Annotated in this window: 13 protein-coding genes and 2 pseudogenes; 7 read left to right on the top strand and 8 right to left on the bottom strand. The window is 60.5% G+C overall.

The window, feature by feature from the left end; translation table 11 throughout:
• The first annotated feature begins 40 nt into the window (after positions 1-40).
• The 6 genes from ABUK12_RS06215 (at position 41) to ABUK12_RS06190 (ending at position 6,529) form a co-directional block, all read left to right on the top strand.
• Complete coding sequence (locus ABUK12_RS06215; RefSeq protein ID WP_410015457.1) at positions 41-1,582, top strand: glutathione ABC transporter substrate-binding protein; 1,542 nt, start codon at positions 41-43, stop codon at positions 1,580-1,582.
• 15 nt (positions 1,583-1,597) lie between these two features.
• Positions 1,598-2,518 (top strand): ABC transporter permease, encoded by a 921-nt coding sequence (locus tag ABUK12_RS06210; protein WP_410015456.1) that lies wholly within the window; start codon positions 1,598-1,600, stop codon positions 2,516-2,518.
• 8 nt (positions 2,519-2,526) lie between these two features.
• Positions 2,527-3,423, top strand: a complete 897-nt coding sequence (locus tag ABUK12_RS06205) for an ABC transporter permease subunit (RefSeq protein WP_331120476.1) — start codon at positions 2,527-2,529, stop codon at positions 3,421-3,423.
• A 9-nt stretch (positions 3,424-3,432) separates the two neighbouring features.
• On the top strand, positions 3,433-4,491 hold the full coding sequence (locus ABUK12_RS06200; RefSeq protein WP_410015455.1) for a P1 family peptidase: 1,059 nt from the start codon (positions 3,433-3,435) through the stop codon (positions 4,489-4,491).
• A 10-nt stretch (positions 4,492-4,501) separates the two neighbouring features.
• Positions 4,502-5,323, top strand: coding sequence for a M55 family metallopeptidase (locus ABUK12_RS06195; protein WP_410015454.1), 822 nt, complete (start codon positions 4,502-4,504; stop codon positions 5,321-5,323).
• A 249-nt stretch (positions 5,324-5,572) separates the two neighbouring features.
• Positions 5,573-6,529, top strand: coding sequence for a LysR family transcriptional regulator (locus ABUK12_RS06190; protein WP_410015453.1), 957 nt, complete (start codon positions 5,573-5,575; stop codon positions 6,527-6,529).
• Positions 6,530-6,575: 46 nt separating this feature from the next.
• On the opposite strand, the gene ABUK12_RS06185 is transcribed toward ABUK12_RS06190, so the two are convergent.
• The 6 genes from ABUK12_RS06185 to ABUK12_RS06160 are packed head-to-tail and all read right to left on the bottom strand — an operon-like array spanning position 6,576 to position 13,171.
• On the bottom strand, positions 6,576-8,102 hold the full coding sequence (locus ABUK12_RS06185) for a serine hydrolase domain-containing protein (protein WP_410015452.1): 1,527 nt from the start codon (positions 8,100-8,102) through the stop codon (positions 6,576-6,578).
• A complete protein-coding gene (locus ABUK12_RS06180) occupies positions 8,099-8,839 on the bottom strand; it encodes an ABC transporter ATP-binding protein (RefSeq protein ID WP_410015451.1) in 741 nt (246 codons plus the stop codon). Before ABUK12_RS06180 ends, ABUK12_RS06185 begins: the two co-directional genes overlap by 4 nt.
• Entirely contained in the window at positions 8,839-9,666 is an 828-nt protein-coding gene (locus ABUK12_RS06175; RefSeq protein WP_410015450.1) for an ABC transporter ATP-binding protein, read from the bottom strand. The genes ABUK12_RS06180 and ABUK12_RS06175 overlap by 1 nt, the downstream gene beginning before the upstream one ends.
• Complete coding sequence (locus ABUK12_RS06170) at positions 9,667-10,569, bottom strand: ABC transporter permease (protein ID WP_410015449.1); 903 nt, start codon at positions 10,567-10,569, stop codon at positions 9,667-9,669.
• A complete protein-coding gene (locus ABUK12_RS06165) occupies positions 10,566-11,576 on the bottom strand; it encodes an ABC transporter permease (protein WP_410015448.1) in 1,011 nt (336 codons plus the stop codon). The genes ABUK12_RS06170 and ABUK12_RS06165 overlap by 4 nt, the downstream gene beginning before the upstream one ends.
• Entirely contained in the window at positions 11,576-13,171 is a 1,596-nt protein-coding gene (locus ABUK12_RS06160) for an ABC transporter substrate-binding protein (protein WP_410015447.1), read from the bottom strand. The genes ABUK12_RS06165 and ABUK12_RS06160 overlap by 1 nt, the downstream gene beginning before the upstream one ends.
• 214 nt (positions 13,172-13,385) lie before the next feature.
• On the opposite strand from ABUK12_RS06160, the gene ABUK12_RS06155 reads away from it, so the two are divergent.
• A complete protein-coding gene (locus ABUK12_RS06155) occupies positions 13,386-14,462 on the top strand; it encodes a dipeptidase (RefSeq protein ID WP_410015446.1) in 1,077 nt (358 codons plus the stop codon).
• Between the two features lie 266 nt (positions 14,463-14,728).
• On the opposite strand, the pseudogene ABUK12_RS06150 reads toward ABUK12_RS06155, so the two are convergent.
• Together ABUK12_RS06150 and ABUK12_RS06145 are read right to left on the bottom strand one after the other, a co-directional pair.
• A pseudogene (locus ABUK12_RS06150) lies at positions 14,729-14,920 on the bottom strand (integrase core domain-containing protein); the annotation flags it as partial.
• Positions 14,921-14,977: 57 nt separating this feature from the next.
• Positions 14,978-15,208, bottom strand: a pseudogene (locus ABUK12_RS06145) (IS3 family transposase); the annotation flags it as partial.
• Positions 15,209-15,461: the final 253 nt, after the last annotated feature.

Raw genomic sequence — 15,461 nt, 5'->3', positions numbered from 1 at the left:
GCCTGTTTTTTTATTAATCAACCTTTTCTGGAGAGATGTCATGAAGCCTTTATTTTGTCGATCGATCCTCGCCCTCGGGCTGTCAATGGGTTTGGCCCTGGGCGCGGGGGCGCAGGAACTGCATATTTCCATGTACGCCGATATTACCGGACTGGATCCGCACGATACTACCGATACGCTGAGCTATTCGATCCAGAGCGGTATTTTTGAGCGCCTGTTCCAGTTCGACAGTCAGATGAAAATCGTGCCGCAACTGGCGATCTCCTATACCAGCAACGCGACCGCCACCGAGTTCGAGGTGACGTTGCGCCAGGGCGTGGCCTTCCAGGATGGCACGCCGTTTGACGCGCAGGCGGTAAAGGCCAACCTCGAGCGGCTGGCGGACCAAACCCAGGGGTTAAAGCGCAACAGCCTGTTCAAAGTGATCAAAACCGTTACTGTGCTGGCACCCGATCGGGTTAAGTTTGAGCTTAACGAGCCGTTCGGCGCCTTTATCAATACGCTGGCCCATCCTTCGGCGGTGATGCACAGCCCGCAATCCCTTAAGGCGTATCCGCAAGAGGCCCAGTTGCGGCTGCATCCGGTGGGCACCGGGCCGTTCATCTTCGCCGAATGGCAGCAGGGCAAAGATGTCAAGCTAGTGAAATATGACCATTATTGGCGACCAGGTTGGCCAAAAGTAGACGGCATTACTTTCTATCCCACGCCGGAAGACTCCACCCAGGTGGCTAAGCTGAAGGCCGGAGAGGTGGACGCGGTCTACCCGCTGCCGTCCGATCTGGTGGAAACGGTAAAGAACGATGCCAAGCTGGATATCCAGCGCGACGCCGGTATTTATCTTTATTACCTGGCGCTCAATACCCAGCACAAGTCGTTGCAGGATATCCGCGTGCGCCAGGCGATCAATTACGCCATCAACCGCGATATCTGGCTGAAAGTGGGTTTTGCCGGCATGGGCACCCCGGCAGACTCCGCTATGTCGCCGAATGTGCAGTTCCACCAGAAGCAGACCGTGCCGGATTATGCCTATAATCCCGAAAAAGCCCGGGCATTGCTGAAAGAGGCCGGTTATGACCAGAGCCAGACGCTGCAGCTGTGGGTCTCCAATAAGACCAGTGCGGTGCGTAGCGCGCAGTTCCTGAAACAACAGCTCGGCGCGGTGGGGATCCTGGTGAAGGTGGTGCCGATGGACTCGGGCACTCGTAATGATAAGTTATGGGGCGTCACCGATCCGAAAAAAGCCGAATTTGATCTCTATTACGGCGGCTGGTCGCCTTCCACCGGCGATGCTGACTGGGCGTTGCGTCCGCTGTTTGCCACCGAGTCCTGGGTGCCGACCGCCTATAACGTTTCTTATTACAGCAACCCCGCCGTGGATGCCGCCATCATGGCCGGCCTGAAAACCGCCGATCCGGCCCAGCGCGCCACCGCTTACGCCGACGCGCAGAAGCTGATCTGGCAGGATGCGCCGATCGCGTTTCTCGGTTCGCCGGACAATCTTGTGGGCAAAAAGAAAAACCTGTCCGGTGTCTATATGCTGGCCGATGGTTCGCTGGTCTTTGACCAGGCGGAATTCAAGTAAGCCGGTGGAGGCGCCATGCTGACCTATTTTGCCCGACGTATGCTGGAAATGATTCCGGTGCTATTGGCGATCTCCTTGTTGGTTTTTGGTTTTATCAAGCTGCTGCCGGGCGATCCGGCGCGCATCTATGCCGGCGATGACGCGTCCCAGGAGGCGGTGGCGGCGGCCCGAGTTCATCTGGGCCTCAACGATCCGCTGCCCCAGCAATACCTGCATTGGCTGGCGGGCGCGTTCAAGGGGGATCTGGGCACGACGTATCGCACCCAGCAGCCGGTAAGCCGGGTGATTTCCGCCGCTTTTATGCCCACGCTATGGCTGGCGCTGGCCGGTTTTGTCTGGTCGGTGGCGCTGGGATTGCTGATAGGCGTGGTTTCAGCGCTTAAGCGGGGGAAATGGCAAGATTGGGCGCTGATGAGCATGGCGGTCGGGGGTATTTCCATGCCCACGTTCTGGCTGGGTTTGCTGCTGATCCAGTTTGTCGCCATGCCGTTCGGGATTTTTTCCGTCAGCGGGTTTAACAAACCCGCCGACATCATCCTGCCGGCGCTGACCCTGGGCGCCTCGGTGGCGGCGGTGATGGCGCGCTTTACCCGCTCCGCGTTCCTGGAGGTCGCCCAGGAGGATTATGTGCGCACCGCCCGGTCAAAGGGACTGCGCAACCGGCTGGTAACCTGGAAACACGTGATGCGCAACGCCCTGATCCCGGTGATTACCATGCTTGGGCTACAGTTTGGCTTTTTGCTCGGCGGGTCGATTATCGTCGAAAGCGTTTTCAGCTGGCCGGGGCTCGGCTGGCTGCTGATTGAGTCGATCAAGACCCAGGACCAGCCGGTGATCCAGGCGCTGGTTATGCTGTTTGTAGTTGAATTTATCCTGATTAACCTGCTGGTGGACCTGCTGTACGCCGTGGTCAATCCGGCGATTCGCTTACGCTAGGAGCTAGCATGAACCTCTCTTCCGACCCGGCAGCCGCCTCAAGCGCGGCCAACGGCGCCATCCGATCGCCCTGGCATGATTTTATCCAGACGTTCCTGGCCAATCCGGTCGCGCTGGTGTCCGGCGGCATTATCCTGCTGCTGGTCATGGTGGCGGTTTTTGCGCCCTGGCTGGCGCCCTGGGATCCGATGACGCCGGACTGGATGGCGCTGTCCGCGCCGCCTTCCGCCGCCCACTGGATGGGTACCGACGATCTTGGCCGCGATGTCATGAGCCGGATTATCTACGGCGCGCGCATCTCGTTGTATATCGGCGTATTGTCGGTAACCCTGGGCATGATGGCGGGTGTGGCGCTGGGGCTGCTGGCGGGCTATTACGGCCGCTGGGTGGATATGCTCATCATGCGGGGATCCGACGTATTGTTCGCCTTTCCCGGCATGCTGCTGGCCATTGCGGTGGTGGCAATCCTGGGCCCGGGGCTGAATAACGTCATTATCGCCGTTGCGGTGTTCAGTGTGCCGGTGTTCGCCCGCATCGTCCGTGCCTCCACGCTGGCGTTAAAACAGACCGCCTATGTGGAGGCGGTGCGCTGTGCCGGCGCGCCGGACCGCATTGTGCTGCTGCGCCATATCCTGCCGGGAACGCTGTCGAACGTGATTGTCTATTTCACCATGCGTATAGGCACCAGTATATTGACCGCCGCCGGCCTGAGCTTTATCGGCCTGGGGCCAGAGCCGGACGTGCCCGAGTGGGGGAATATCCTGGCGATGAGCCGTAATATGATGATGGCCGGCTTATGGCACGTCAGCGTATTCCCGGGACTGGCGATTTTTGTCACGGTGCTGGCGTTTAACCTGCTGGGCGACGCGCTGCGCGATACCCTGGACCCGAAACTGAAAACCTGAGGAACGACCATGGACTCCTGGCAACTGGCCCAGATGCATCTGCTGCTGCGCCGCTGGCGGACCGAACGGCGGCTGGCGACGCCGCGCTTCGCCTGCGGCCCGGGCAATAGCCTCAGCGATGTGCCCGGGGTGAGCGTGGGCCACAGCACGTTGGCACGGGGCGCCATCCAAACCGGCGTGACGGCGATTATCCCTCCGGGCGACAATTTATTTGCCCGGCCGCTGCCCTGCGGCGCGGCGGTGCTCAACGGTTTCGCCAAGCCGGCCGGATTGGTGCAGATAGCAGAACTGGGCGAGCTGCAAACTCCCATTCTGCTCGGCAATACGCTGGCGGTCGGGACGCTGTTTACCGCGCTGGCGCGCGACGCCATCGGCCGTAATCCGGAGCTGGGCCGCGCCTTGCCCACCGTCAATCCACTGGTGCTGGAGTGTAACGACGGCTGGCTGAATGATATTCAGGCGCTGGCGGTGACAGAGGAGATGGCGCGCGAGGCGCTGGCGGGCGCCGGTCCGGCGTTTGCCCGCGGCAGCGTCGGCGCGGGGCGCGGGATGAGCTGTTTTGGCCTGAAAGGGGGCATCGGCACCGCATCACGCCCCATTCCGGCGCTGAACGCCACTCTGGGGGTGCTGGTGCTGGCGAATTTTGGCGCGCTTGCCGCCCTGACGCTGGACGGGGTGCGCGTCGGCGAGGCCGTTGAACCCCTGCTGCCGGACCTGGCGCCGCAGGACGACGCAGGCTCCATCATTATTATCATGGCCACCGATGCGGCGCTGGATGCCCGGCAACTGGGGCGCATCGCCAAACGGGCCGGGGCCGGCCTGGGGCGCCTGGGCAGCTATTGGGGGCATGGCTCAGGGGATATCGCCGTGGCCTTTTCCACCCAGCGCCGGCCTGAACCTCCGCCGGACGCGGCGCTCGAGCCGCTGCTGGCCGCGGCGGCGGACGCGACCGAGCACGCGGTGCTGGATGCGTTGCTAAGCGCCGACGCGGTAAGCGGTTTTCGCGGGCATTTTCGCCCGTCACTTTGCCAGGTGCTGGATCGGCTGGCACAGGCTTTACCCGATTGAGGACGTGATAATGAAGGTATTTATTTCAGCGGATATCGAAGGCATCGCCGGGGTCATGCGTCCGGAACAGTGTAGCCCGGGCACGGCGGAATATCAGCTGGCGCGGGGCCTGATGGAGCAGGAAGTAAACGCGGCCATCGACGGGGCGTTCGCCGGCGGAGCCACCGAGGTGGTCGTGGCGGACAGCCACGCGGCGATGACCAACCTGCGGGCCGGCAATATCGACGGCCGGGCGCGGCTGGTGCAGGGAAAACCGCGCGGGCTGTCGATGGTCGAAGGGCTGGAGCGGCAGAGCTTCGACGGCATGATGTTTATCGGTTATCACAGCGCCGCCGGCGAGTTCGGCGTGCTGGCACACACCATCAACGGCCGGGCCTTTTATCGGGTAAAAATCAATGGCGAAGTCATGGGCGAGTGCGATATCTACGCCGCCGCCGGCGCCGAATACCACGCTCCGCTGTGGCTGGTCAGCGGCGACGATAGGTTGCAGGGCTGGGTAGAGCGTTATTATCCCGACGCGGACTATGTGTGCGTGAAACGGGCTATTTCCCAAAATGCGGCGGAATCCTTAAGTCCCGCGGCCGCTTGCAGCGCCATCCGTGAACAGGCGGCGCAGACGGTCGGTCGCGCGGGAAACCACTGCACGTCGCGTATCCAACCGCCATATCGGCTGGAACTGATGACGGCGCGGCCGGTGCTGGCCGATCTGTTCTGCCTGATCCCGGGCGTTGAGCGCCAGGATGCGGTGACAGTCGGTTACTCTAGCCAGACCGTGGCCGATATCATCAGTTTACTGAGCGCGTTTTCCTATCTGGCGACCACGCAGAGCTGAGGATAGACGGCCCGGGCGGGGCTGTGTGCCGGCGTCTCGTCGTGTTATTAGCCCGTTGCGTTGATTATCCGGAACCTGGTGTGGCGCGCGACTACCACGCCCGCGCATCGTTTGGTCGCCGCCGTCGATTGACCATGGAAAGTGTTGGCGCGCCAGTACGGTACTGGCATTTTATTCCGCCATCCGCAACAAGCTGGCTTGAAAATTGCACATGTTAACGGAGATTCCGCCACATGGAGCATAAGCCTGATGCGTTTACGTCATATCGAAGTTTTTCAGGCGATTGTGCAGGCCGGCACAATCAGCGGCGCCGCCCGGCTGCTTAATGTGTCGCAGCCCAATATCAGCCGGGTGCTCGGCCATGCCGAACAGCAACTGGGTTTTTCCCTGTTCGAGCGGCGCGCCCAGGGCATGGTGACCACTGCCGAGGGATGTCGCTTGCTGCCCGAGGTGCAGGCGCTGTACAGTCAACTGCAATCAATTAGCGCCCTGACCGAGCAGATGCGCAAAGGGGAAGGGCAGTTGGTGCGCCTTGGCGCGGCGCATGCGTTTGGCCAGATGGTGGTGGCGCCGGCCATGGTAGTGTTTCACCAACAGTCGGCGCAGGTCAACGTCGAGCTGGTCACGGAGCATTTCAGCACGCTATGCCGGGATATCCTGGAAAACAGGCTGGATTTTGCCCTGGTCTTCGCCCAGCAGGTGCCCGGTGAACTGCTGGCCGAGCCGCTGTTCCAATCATCCATGGTGGCGCTGCTGCCCAGGGACAGCCGGGTAGAAGGCCCGGTCTCCCTCACCTGGCTGTATGAAAACAACCTGCTGATGATGCAAAGCCAGGATCCCCTGGGGCAGGTACTGCACCGGGCCCTGCGACAGCAGGCTCTCAAGCCCGTGGGATCGCTGTATATTAAGACCTATTCGGTGATTGCGGATATGGTGCTGGCGGGCGGCGGCGTGGGGGTGGTCGATTTGTTTACCGCCCGCCGCTACGCCGATCAACTGAAGATTTTGCCCATCGCCGAACCACTGCCTTTTGAAGTCATGCTGATAAGTCGCCGCGACCATGCCCAGTCAAGGGCGGGGGCGCGGCTCAAGCAGGTGATCAGGAATAAGCTGGGGCAGATCGCCCGCGAGAGTGAAGCGCGGTTTATGATCCCGGCGATGGCGGATGCAGGCTGTGTAGCTGATTACTCTGCCGGCGACGCTTGAGCGCCAGCTCCACCAGGGGGGTAAAGAGCTGCTCGTAACTCAGGCCCTATTGTCGTTGAAACGTTAATATCCTGCTGCGATTATCCTGTACTTGCAGGAAATTATCGTTAAACACTAGAACAAATTTCCTGCACCCTGCGCCGTCCCCGGCGCTGGCCAGCAGTCGTCCGCCGCCCAGCGGTGTCAACGCGGCCTGGAGTGCCGCCGGACCGATGCCCATCTCCAGCCTATCGCCCATAATCACCAGCTCGCTGCGATAGTGTTTATGACGCCAGGCCCCCTGCGCCTGTTGCAGGCAGTCGTCCGGCGCAACCGGGTACAATACACGCGGGACGAGCCCAATCTCGCCGCGGATCGCCGCGCCGTCCTGGAACAGGCGCATCGGCAGGTGGGCAGTCAGCGAACGGGCCACGCCCGGTTCCCCGCTGGGGTACAGCGTTTGGTCCGCGTTCATCCATATGACACTGTCATTTTTTACTTCCAGCCAATCGCCGCCGGTCAAAGCCGCGTACAGGCCGGGGCGCAGATCGTGGCCCGGCGCGGGCAGGGGCTGGCCATAGAGCGCCGACATCACCGCCAGCGCGGTGGGGTAACTGGCCGCGTCGTCGCGGTTGGCCAGCATCGCCATGCCGGTTTTGTCCGCGCGATCGAGCAAAAAATAGCTTTTGTAGCCGAGATGGGAGCCGCCGTGGCCCACCCAATCACGGTCGCCGACCCGGCTGTGGGCGATGCCGAGGCCATAGTCGGTCTGCCTGCCGTCCGCCAGGAAACGCGGGGCGCAGAGCCGGTCCAGCACGCCACGGCCCGGGCCGCTATCGGCCAGCAGCGACTGTAGCCAGACGGTGAGGTGGCGTGCGCTGCCCATGACGCTGCCGGCGGCGGAGAGATGTAATCCGGCGCCGGCCAGTTGCCAGCCCTGTGCGCCGCGCCAATAGCCGGGCGCCAGCCCGGGCACGATATCAAACCAGGTTTCCGGCGCCCGCAGGGCAATATCCAGCGGTTGGCTAATATGGCGTTGCAATAGATCGTTAAAGCCGATGCCCTGGGTTCTCAGCGCTTCCTCCACCAGGCGGTAGCCGGTATTGGTGTAGGATATTTCGCTGCCGGCCGGGTAGTTGAGTGTGGCGAGCCCGGCGAGAAAATCCAGCGCCTGCGCCGCGCTGAACGGCTGGAAGGCCGAGATGCCCAGCAGCGACAGCGTCTCGCGCACATCGGGCAAACCGGAGGTCATGTCCAGCGCCTGGCCGACCGTCACCCGTCGCTGCGCACCAGTCAGTTGAGGCAGATGGCGCGCCAGCGCATCGTCCAGGGACGGCAGCGTTCCCGAATTGCCGGTGACCAGCGCGGCGAACAAATGTTTGCTCACCGAGGCGAAGTGCGTCACGCTGTCGAGGCTGAACGGCTCCCCGCGCGCCAGATCCGCCAGGCCGCCGCAGGCCACCGATTGGATGCGTTCGCTGTCGAACAGTACGATGGTGCCGCCCGGTTCGCCCGGCCGCGCCCATTGCGCCGCGATGGCCGCCGCCGCCTCGCCGGCGCGTTGCCAATCCGGCCGCGCTGTTTGCCCGCTCATAGCGGCTCCTCCAGGTTCATGCTTAACGTAAAGAGTTCGGCGGTATGCGGATGACGGATACGACCGGCGCGCAAATCATCGGCGCTGAGCTGTTCCACCATCTCGCCGTTTTGCATTACGCCGATCTGCTGGCACAGGTGGGTGACCACCGCCAGGTTATGGCTGACCATGATAAAGGTCAGATGGCGGCGCGCGCGCAGATCGGTCAGCAGGTTAAGGATTTCCGCCTGTACCGACACATCCAGCGCAGAGGTCGGTTCATCAAGCAACAGCACGTCCGGCTCGGCAATTAGCGCGCGGGCGATTGCCACCCGCTGGCGTTGGCCGCCGGACAGCTGATGGGGAAAACGAAAGCGTACCGCCGGCGGCAGGCCGACCTCCGCCAGCGCCTGGGCGATGCGTTGTTCGGCCCGGTCGAAGGCATGCACCAGCAGTGGTTCGTGCAGGATGCGATCGACGGTCTGGCGCGGATGCAGCGACCCGTACGGATCCTGGAACACCATCTGCACCTGGCGGAAGAATCGGCGATCCCGCCTGGGCGTCAGCGCCTCGCCGCCGAAAGACATGCCGCCGGACCAGTGCGGGTTCAGCCCGGCCAGCGCGCGCAGTATGGTGGATTTGCCCGATCCGCTTTCACCGACAATGCCAAAGCTGGCGCCGTCGGCCACGGTAAAGGAGACCCCCTTCACCACGTCGGTATCCCCGAAGGCAATGCGTAACTTATCCAAAACAATCATTATTGGTTCCAGGCGGCGTCGCGCGTCATCACCGGCAGGCGCGCGCGGGGATGGCGCAGGGACGGCAGGCATTCCAGCAGGCCGCGCGTATAGGGATGGACCGCCCGCGTCAAATCGCCGGCCGCCAGGGTTTCGACGATACGTCCGGCGTACATGACCGCCACCCGATGGCAAAAATGCGACACCAGCGGCAAATCATGGCTGATCAGGATCAGCCCCATGCCGCGATCCGAGACCAGCATATCAATCAGCCGCAGAATTTCGGCCTGCACCGTGGCGTCCAGCGCGCTGGTCGGCTCGTCGGCAATCAGCAGCTCCGGGTCGGGCGCCAGCATCATGGCAATCATCGCCCGCTGGCCCATGCCGCCCGATACCTCGTGCGGATAACGTTTCGCCACCCGCTCCGGGTCGCGGATCTGCACTTGCTCAAGCAGCCGGATGGCCGCCGTCATGGCCTGCCGCCTGCCGCCACCCTTATGGGCGCGCCAGGATTCGGCCACCTGCTGGCCGATGGTCATCACCGGATTGAGTGAATATTTGGGATCCTGCAGAATAAAGCCGACCCGCTTGCCGCGCACTTTGCGCATGGTTTTTTCGTCGGCGCCGCGCAGGTCGATGCCGTCGAACATCAGCTTATCGGCCTGGCAGCGCGCGTTGCCGGGCAATAGCTGCATCAGGCTGCGCGCGGTGAGCGATTTGCCGGACCCGCTTTCACCGACGATGGCGAACTTTTCCTTGTCCATGGCAAAGGAGACGCCGCGCACCGCCTCGACCGCGCCGCCACGCTGCGCAAAAGCGATGCGCAAATTTTCTATTTCAACCAGCATTCAGCGCTCCTTGGGGTCGAGGACGTCACGCAGACCGTCGCCGAGAAAATTAAACGCCAGCGAGGTGATAAAAATGGCCACGCATGGCATCAGCGGTACCCACCATTCACTGAACAGAAAACGCCGAGCGGTGGCGATCATGGTGCCCCATTCCGGCGACGGCGGCTGCGCGCCCATGCCCAAAAATCCCAGGCTGGCGGCGGTAATGATAATCGCGCTCATATCCAGCGTGATGCGCACGATAAGACTGGGAATACACAACGGCATTACATGGTGCAGAATAATGCGCAGCGGCGTCGCGCCGGTCAAGCGACAGGCGGCGATAAAATCGCTGTGACGGAACTGCATCGTTTCCGCCCGCGCCAGCCGCGCATAGGGCGGCCAGGCGGTCAGCGCGATCGCCAGCACCGCGCTTTCGATGCCGGGTTTCAGCGCGGCGACAAACGCCAGCGCCAGGATCAGGCGCGGGAACGCCAGGAAAATATCGGTCACCCGCATCAGTACCTTATCCAGCCAGCCGCCGACGTAGCCGGCAATACAGCCGATAAACAGGCCGAGCGGGGCGATCAACGCCACCACCGCGCAGACCATGCCGAGCGTGGTGCGCCCGCCGAACAGGATACGGGTATAGATATCACGTCCCAGCTCGTCGGTGCCCAGCCAGTGGTCGGCCGAGGGGCGCGCCAGGCGGTTGGCCAAATCCTGGAAACCGGCGTTATAGGGCGTTAGCCACGGGGCGGCCAGGGAGAGCGTCATGACCGCCATAATGATCAGCAGCCCGGTCAGCGCCATCGGATTGGCGCGCAGTCCCAGCCACATGCGGTAACGACGGCTCCAAACCGCCTGGCGGCGGGTGGCGGGGGTTTCGTCGAGCAGCCAGGCTCGTGCGGCGGACAGTGTCATTTTACGCGGGGATCCCAAAGTCGGTAAAGAATATCAGCCAGCAGGTTGAGCACCACATAGACGCAACCGACGATAAGCGTGGCGCCGATCACCGGGTTCATATCAGCGTTCATCAACGAGGTGGTGAGATACTGCCCCAGGCCGGGCCAGGCGAAGACGTTTTCGGTAATCACCGCGCCTTCCAGCAGACCGGCATAGGTTAGCGCCAGCACGGTAATCAACTGCACCACCACGGTGGGAAAGGCGTGGCGCCAGATAACCCTGGCCGACGACAAGCCCTTGGCGCGCGCGGTAATCACAAATTCACCGCCGAGTGCGTTAAGCATAAAGGTACGGGTCATACGGGTAATGTAGGCCATGCTGAAGTAGGCCATAATCAACACCGGCTGCACCATATGCGCCAGCGCGTCGCGGAAGGCGTCGTAATCGCCAGCCAGCAGCGAATCGACGGTCAGCAGCCCGGTCACCTGCGGCACCATATCCTGGAAAATAATATCCTGCCGCCCCGGACCGGGCGCGATACCCAGCACAGCGTAAAAGATAAGCAGGCTCAGCAGCGCCAGCACGAACACCGGCAGCGAATGACCGGCCAGGCAGATCACGCGGATCACCTGATCGATCCATTTTCCCTGCCGCACCGCCGCCCAAACGCCGAGCGGGATGCCGAGCAGCGCCGCGACCATCACCGCCGCGGTAGCCAACTCCAGCGTCGCCGGGAAAAAGCGCGCGATGTCGGTCAGCACCGGATTGGACGTCAGCACCGAACGGCCAAAATCCCCATGCAGCAACTGGTTAAGATAATGGCCGAACTGATACCAGATCGGCTGGTCCAGCCCCATTTCCTGCCGCACCCTTTCCACCACCGCCTGCGGGGCGTTATCGCCCACCGCCGCCAGCACCGGGTCGGTGGGCATTACGCGACCGATAAAAAAGGTCAGCAGCGCCAGCCCGAATAGCGTGAGCAACAGGCTGCCGAGGGTGTTCACCATACGTTTTAACGCCAGCATCAGGTTTTTTGTACCTTCTCGTACGGGCTGTCGAGCAGCACGCTTATCTGCACCCCGCTGATATTTTTACGGCAGGCGGCGGTGATCGACTCCTGCAGCAGTTCGGTAAACGGGCTGTTTTCGCGGTGTTCGCGCTGCAACTGCTCATAAAGCGCAATACGCTTCTGGCCGTCGGTTTCGTGCAGCGCCTGCACGGTCAGTTCGTTAAAGCGCGGATTGGACCACGAGCAGCGCCAGGCCAGGGTGCGGTTGCGCGCGCCGTCGCCGTTGTCGGTATTGACGCAGAAGGCTTCGGTATTGGAATTGGGATCGAAATAATCCGCGCCCCAGATCGTCAGGGCCAACTGCTGCTGGCGGGCGCGCATCTTGGTCAGCACCTGGCGATTTTCCGCCGCAATCAGCTCCACCCTGATGCCGATGGCGCCGAGCTGGGTCTGTATCGCCTGGGCAATATCCGGGCCCGGCTGCGGCGAGTAATGATCGAGGGTAATGTCAAAACCCCCGGCCAGGCCGGCGTCGGCCATTAACGCCTTGGCCTTGGCGACATCCTGGTGGAACGGAGTGTCGTTCAGCGCCGCCGGGAAACCCTTGGGCAGGAAGCTTTGGTGCACCTCATGGGTCAGGGGCACGATGTTTTTCTGGATGCCGTCATAATCCAGCGCCCATTTGATCGCCTGCCAGACCTGGGGTTTGGACAGGTGTTCGTGGGCGGTATTACAGGATAAATGCATGATGCGCGATACCGGCTCGCGCACCAGGTGGAAATTACCATCCTGCGACAGCGGCCGCAGCTGCTCGGTGGTCAGGTTGCGCGCAATGTCCACATCGCCCTTTTGCAGCATCAGCAACTGGGAGGAGGGATCGATGATATGCCGCAGGATGATGCGTTTGATCTTGCCGGCTAGCGGGGAATTGGGGTTGCTCTCGAGTATCACGCTTTCGCTGGCTTTCCAGGCGCGCAGGGTAAAGGGGCCGGAGCCGGCGCTGTGCTGTTTTATCCAGCCGTTGCCCAAATCGTTGCCCTGCTGGTTGGCCAGGGCCAGGGATTTTTGCACGATGCTGCCGACCCGCGCCGACAGGCAGTACAGCAGGAAGGTTTCCGCCGCCGGCTGGTCGGTATTGATCACCAGGGTCTGGGCATCAACGGCCTTGATATGTTCGGCGACGTTGTCCTTGGTAAAACCGAACTGGTTGATAATAAACGCCGGGCTTTTATCCAGCATCACCACCCGCTGCAGGGAAAATGCGGCATCCTCGGCGGTGACCGGGCTGCCGTCGGCAAATTTGGCCGCCGGATCCAGGTGGAAGGTAAAGGTTTTGCCGTCGTTGCCGACGTCCCAGCGGGTTGCCAGCTCGCCGATGATTTCATCGGCCTTGGCCGGGTTGGGGGCAACCAGGCGCTGATATAAATTACCGCAGATTTCGTTGCCGGTTCCCTCGAAGCTTTCATGGGGATCCAGGCTGGTCATATTGTCGAGCTGCATCGCCATCACCAGGATCGAGGTCGGGGTGGCGGCAAACGCCGACTCCAGGCTGAGATAAGACAGGAAAGGGAGTGCGCCGGCGCCGGCGATAAAATGTCTTCTGGTAAGCATACTAACTCCTAATATATTGATAAATAAGATTATTATACGTTTTTTTTACCACTTTCCGCTTGACATTCCCTTATGCGGGGGGCTCTACTGTGGATATCGCCTAACCTCAAACGCACGGATTGCCCCGGCCCAGCGCACCCGTCTGGTGCGCGCCCGCGTCAAAATGGGGTGGGAGCCGGCCGAACCGCCTAAAATTGCACCGGAATAATAATTTATGCCTGTAACAGCGCAGCAAATGCCCGACATCATGCCCATCTTTGACGGCCACAACGACGTGCTGTGCCGTTTATGGCGCGCACAGCCCGAAAATGCGGTTGAAAGCTTCCTGAGCGGCCCCGCGGCCGGTCAGATGGATTTACTGCGCATCCGCCGGGGGGGCCTGGCGGGCGGTTTATTTGCCACCTGGGTGCCCTCGGTATCTAATGCAGCAAAAAGCGCGCCAGATCTGCTTGATTTCACTAATATTCCCGTAGCGCCCAGCATGGAGTCGGCGCGGGAAATGACCTTTGCCATGCTATCCCTGCTGCTGCGCATCGAAGCGGCCTCGGACGGACGGGTGAAAATCTGCCGCAGCGCGGCGGACATCCGCGACGCCATGGCGCGGGACGTGCTGGCGGTGGTCATGCATATCGAAGGGGCGGAAGCGCTTGATCCCGATCTGCATCTGCTGGATGTGCTCTACCAGGCGGGTTTGCGGACCCTGGGGCCGCTCTGGAGCCGGCCGAATATCTTTGGCCACGGCGTGCCGTTTCGTTTTCCTTCCTCACCCGATACCGGACCGGGGCTCACCGATGCGGGGCTGCGGCTGGTGCGCGCCTGCAATGCCAAACGCATCATGGTGGATGTCTCGCATATGGATGAAAAGGGGTTCTGGCAAACGGCCGGCATTTCCGACGCGCCGCTGGTCGCCAGCCATTCCAATGCCCATGCGCTGTGCGCGCAGTCGCGCAACCTGACCGACGCACAGCTGGCGGTCATCCACGAGCGCAATGGTTTTGTCGGTGTTAACTTCGGCACCATGTTCCTGCGCCAGGACGGGAAAAAGGCGCCGGACGCCACGGTGGATGAAATCGTGCGGCACGTGGATTACCTGGTGAACGCGCTGGGGGAAGACGGCGTGGGGTTTGGCTCGGATTTTGACGGCACCACCATCCCCAGCGATCTTAAGGATGTGGCCGGCCTGCCGGTGCTGGTGGCGGCCTTACGCCGTCACGGCTATGACCAGCCGCTATTGCAAAAAATCTGCCATGGCAATTGGCTTAGGGTATTGGAAGCGACATGGGGCGAGTAATTATGGATTTTAGTAGCTTAGCGTTTAGCGAACCTTCCTTGCTCTCTACTGCATCCTTTTTACGATAAAAGAGAATATTGACGTAGCCGGCTGTTCGCTACCGGTGTGGTCGGTACGCGTTCACTCTATGGCGCGGTGCAATAAGTATTAATTCAGCTTATATAAGCGGCGGTTCCAGCGTCCAGATTATTGCAATTTTTTTCCTGGATATACAATAAAATTTGTATATTGGTTTTGAGCCCCTATATCCATGCACCTATTCCCGCTTAGGTTGATGGTTTCCCCCGGCGCCGATATTCTCTTGGCGAGCGATATCCTAAAGCGCTGTGCGGGTGATATTCGTTGTAATGTTCGAACGCCAATGACAGATTTAATACCGCCGTCTGGCTGTCCGGCGTAGGCATCATGCCGATATAATCACGCTTCGTCGTCTTGACGAAGCTTTCAGCCACACCGTTATGATCTGCGCCCAGATTTTGGACATTGTATGTTGCTTCCCCAAGACGGAAATGAACCGGACTTAGGCCATTACGCTTCTCTTTTACTCTATCATAATTATAGTAATGAATAAATTTGATGAGATTTCGTTTTGATATACTTAGCATTTGATATTTTTTAAGATAGAAACATTCCGATTTTAATATGCTGAAGAAACTCTCCATGGCCGCATTATCTAGACAGTTGCCTTTTCTGGACATACTCTGAATAATTCCATGTTCTTTTGGCCAGCGTTGCCATCGAGGCATTTGGTCATGCCACCCTTGGTCACTATGTAATATTGGATGTTCATGATCCTTTAATCGTATTACGGCCTTTGAAAGCATTTCTTTCACCAGGGATTGTCGTGAAGAAGGGGGAAGACCATCTCATCACTTACTTTTAGGATAAAGCATCTATTTTCATTTTTTCTTATATATAATTTAAATTTAATTTTTTTTAATCTTTACACATCAATGGTATATCTCTATTGGAATGCCTTAATTATTTTAGGGTGTTAAA

Source organism: Sodalis sp. C49, assembly GCF_046352915.1.
In the GTDB taxonomy this organism is placed as follows: domain Bacteria; phylum Pseudomonadota; class Gammaproteobacteria; order Enterobacterales; family Enterobacteriaceae; genus Acerihabitans.
This window is presented reverse-complemented; position numbering and strand designations above follow the sequence as displayed.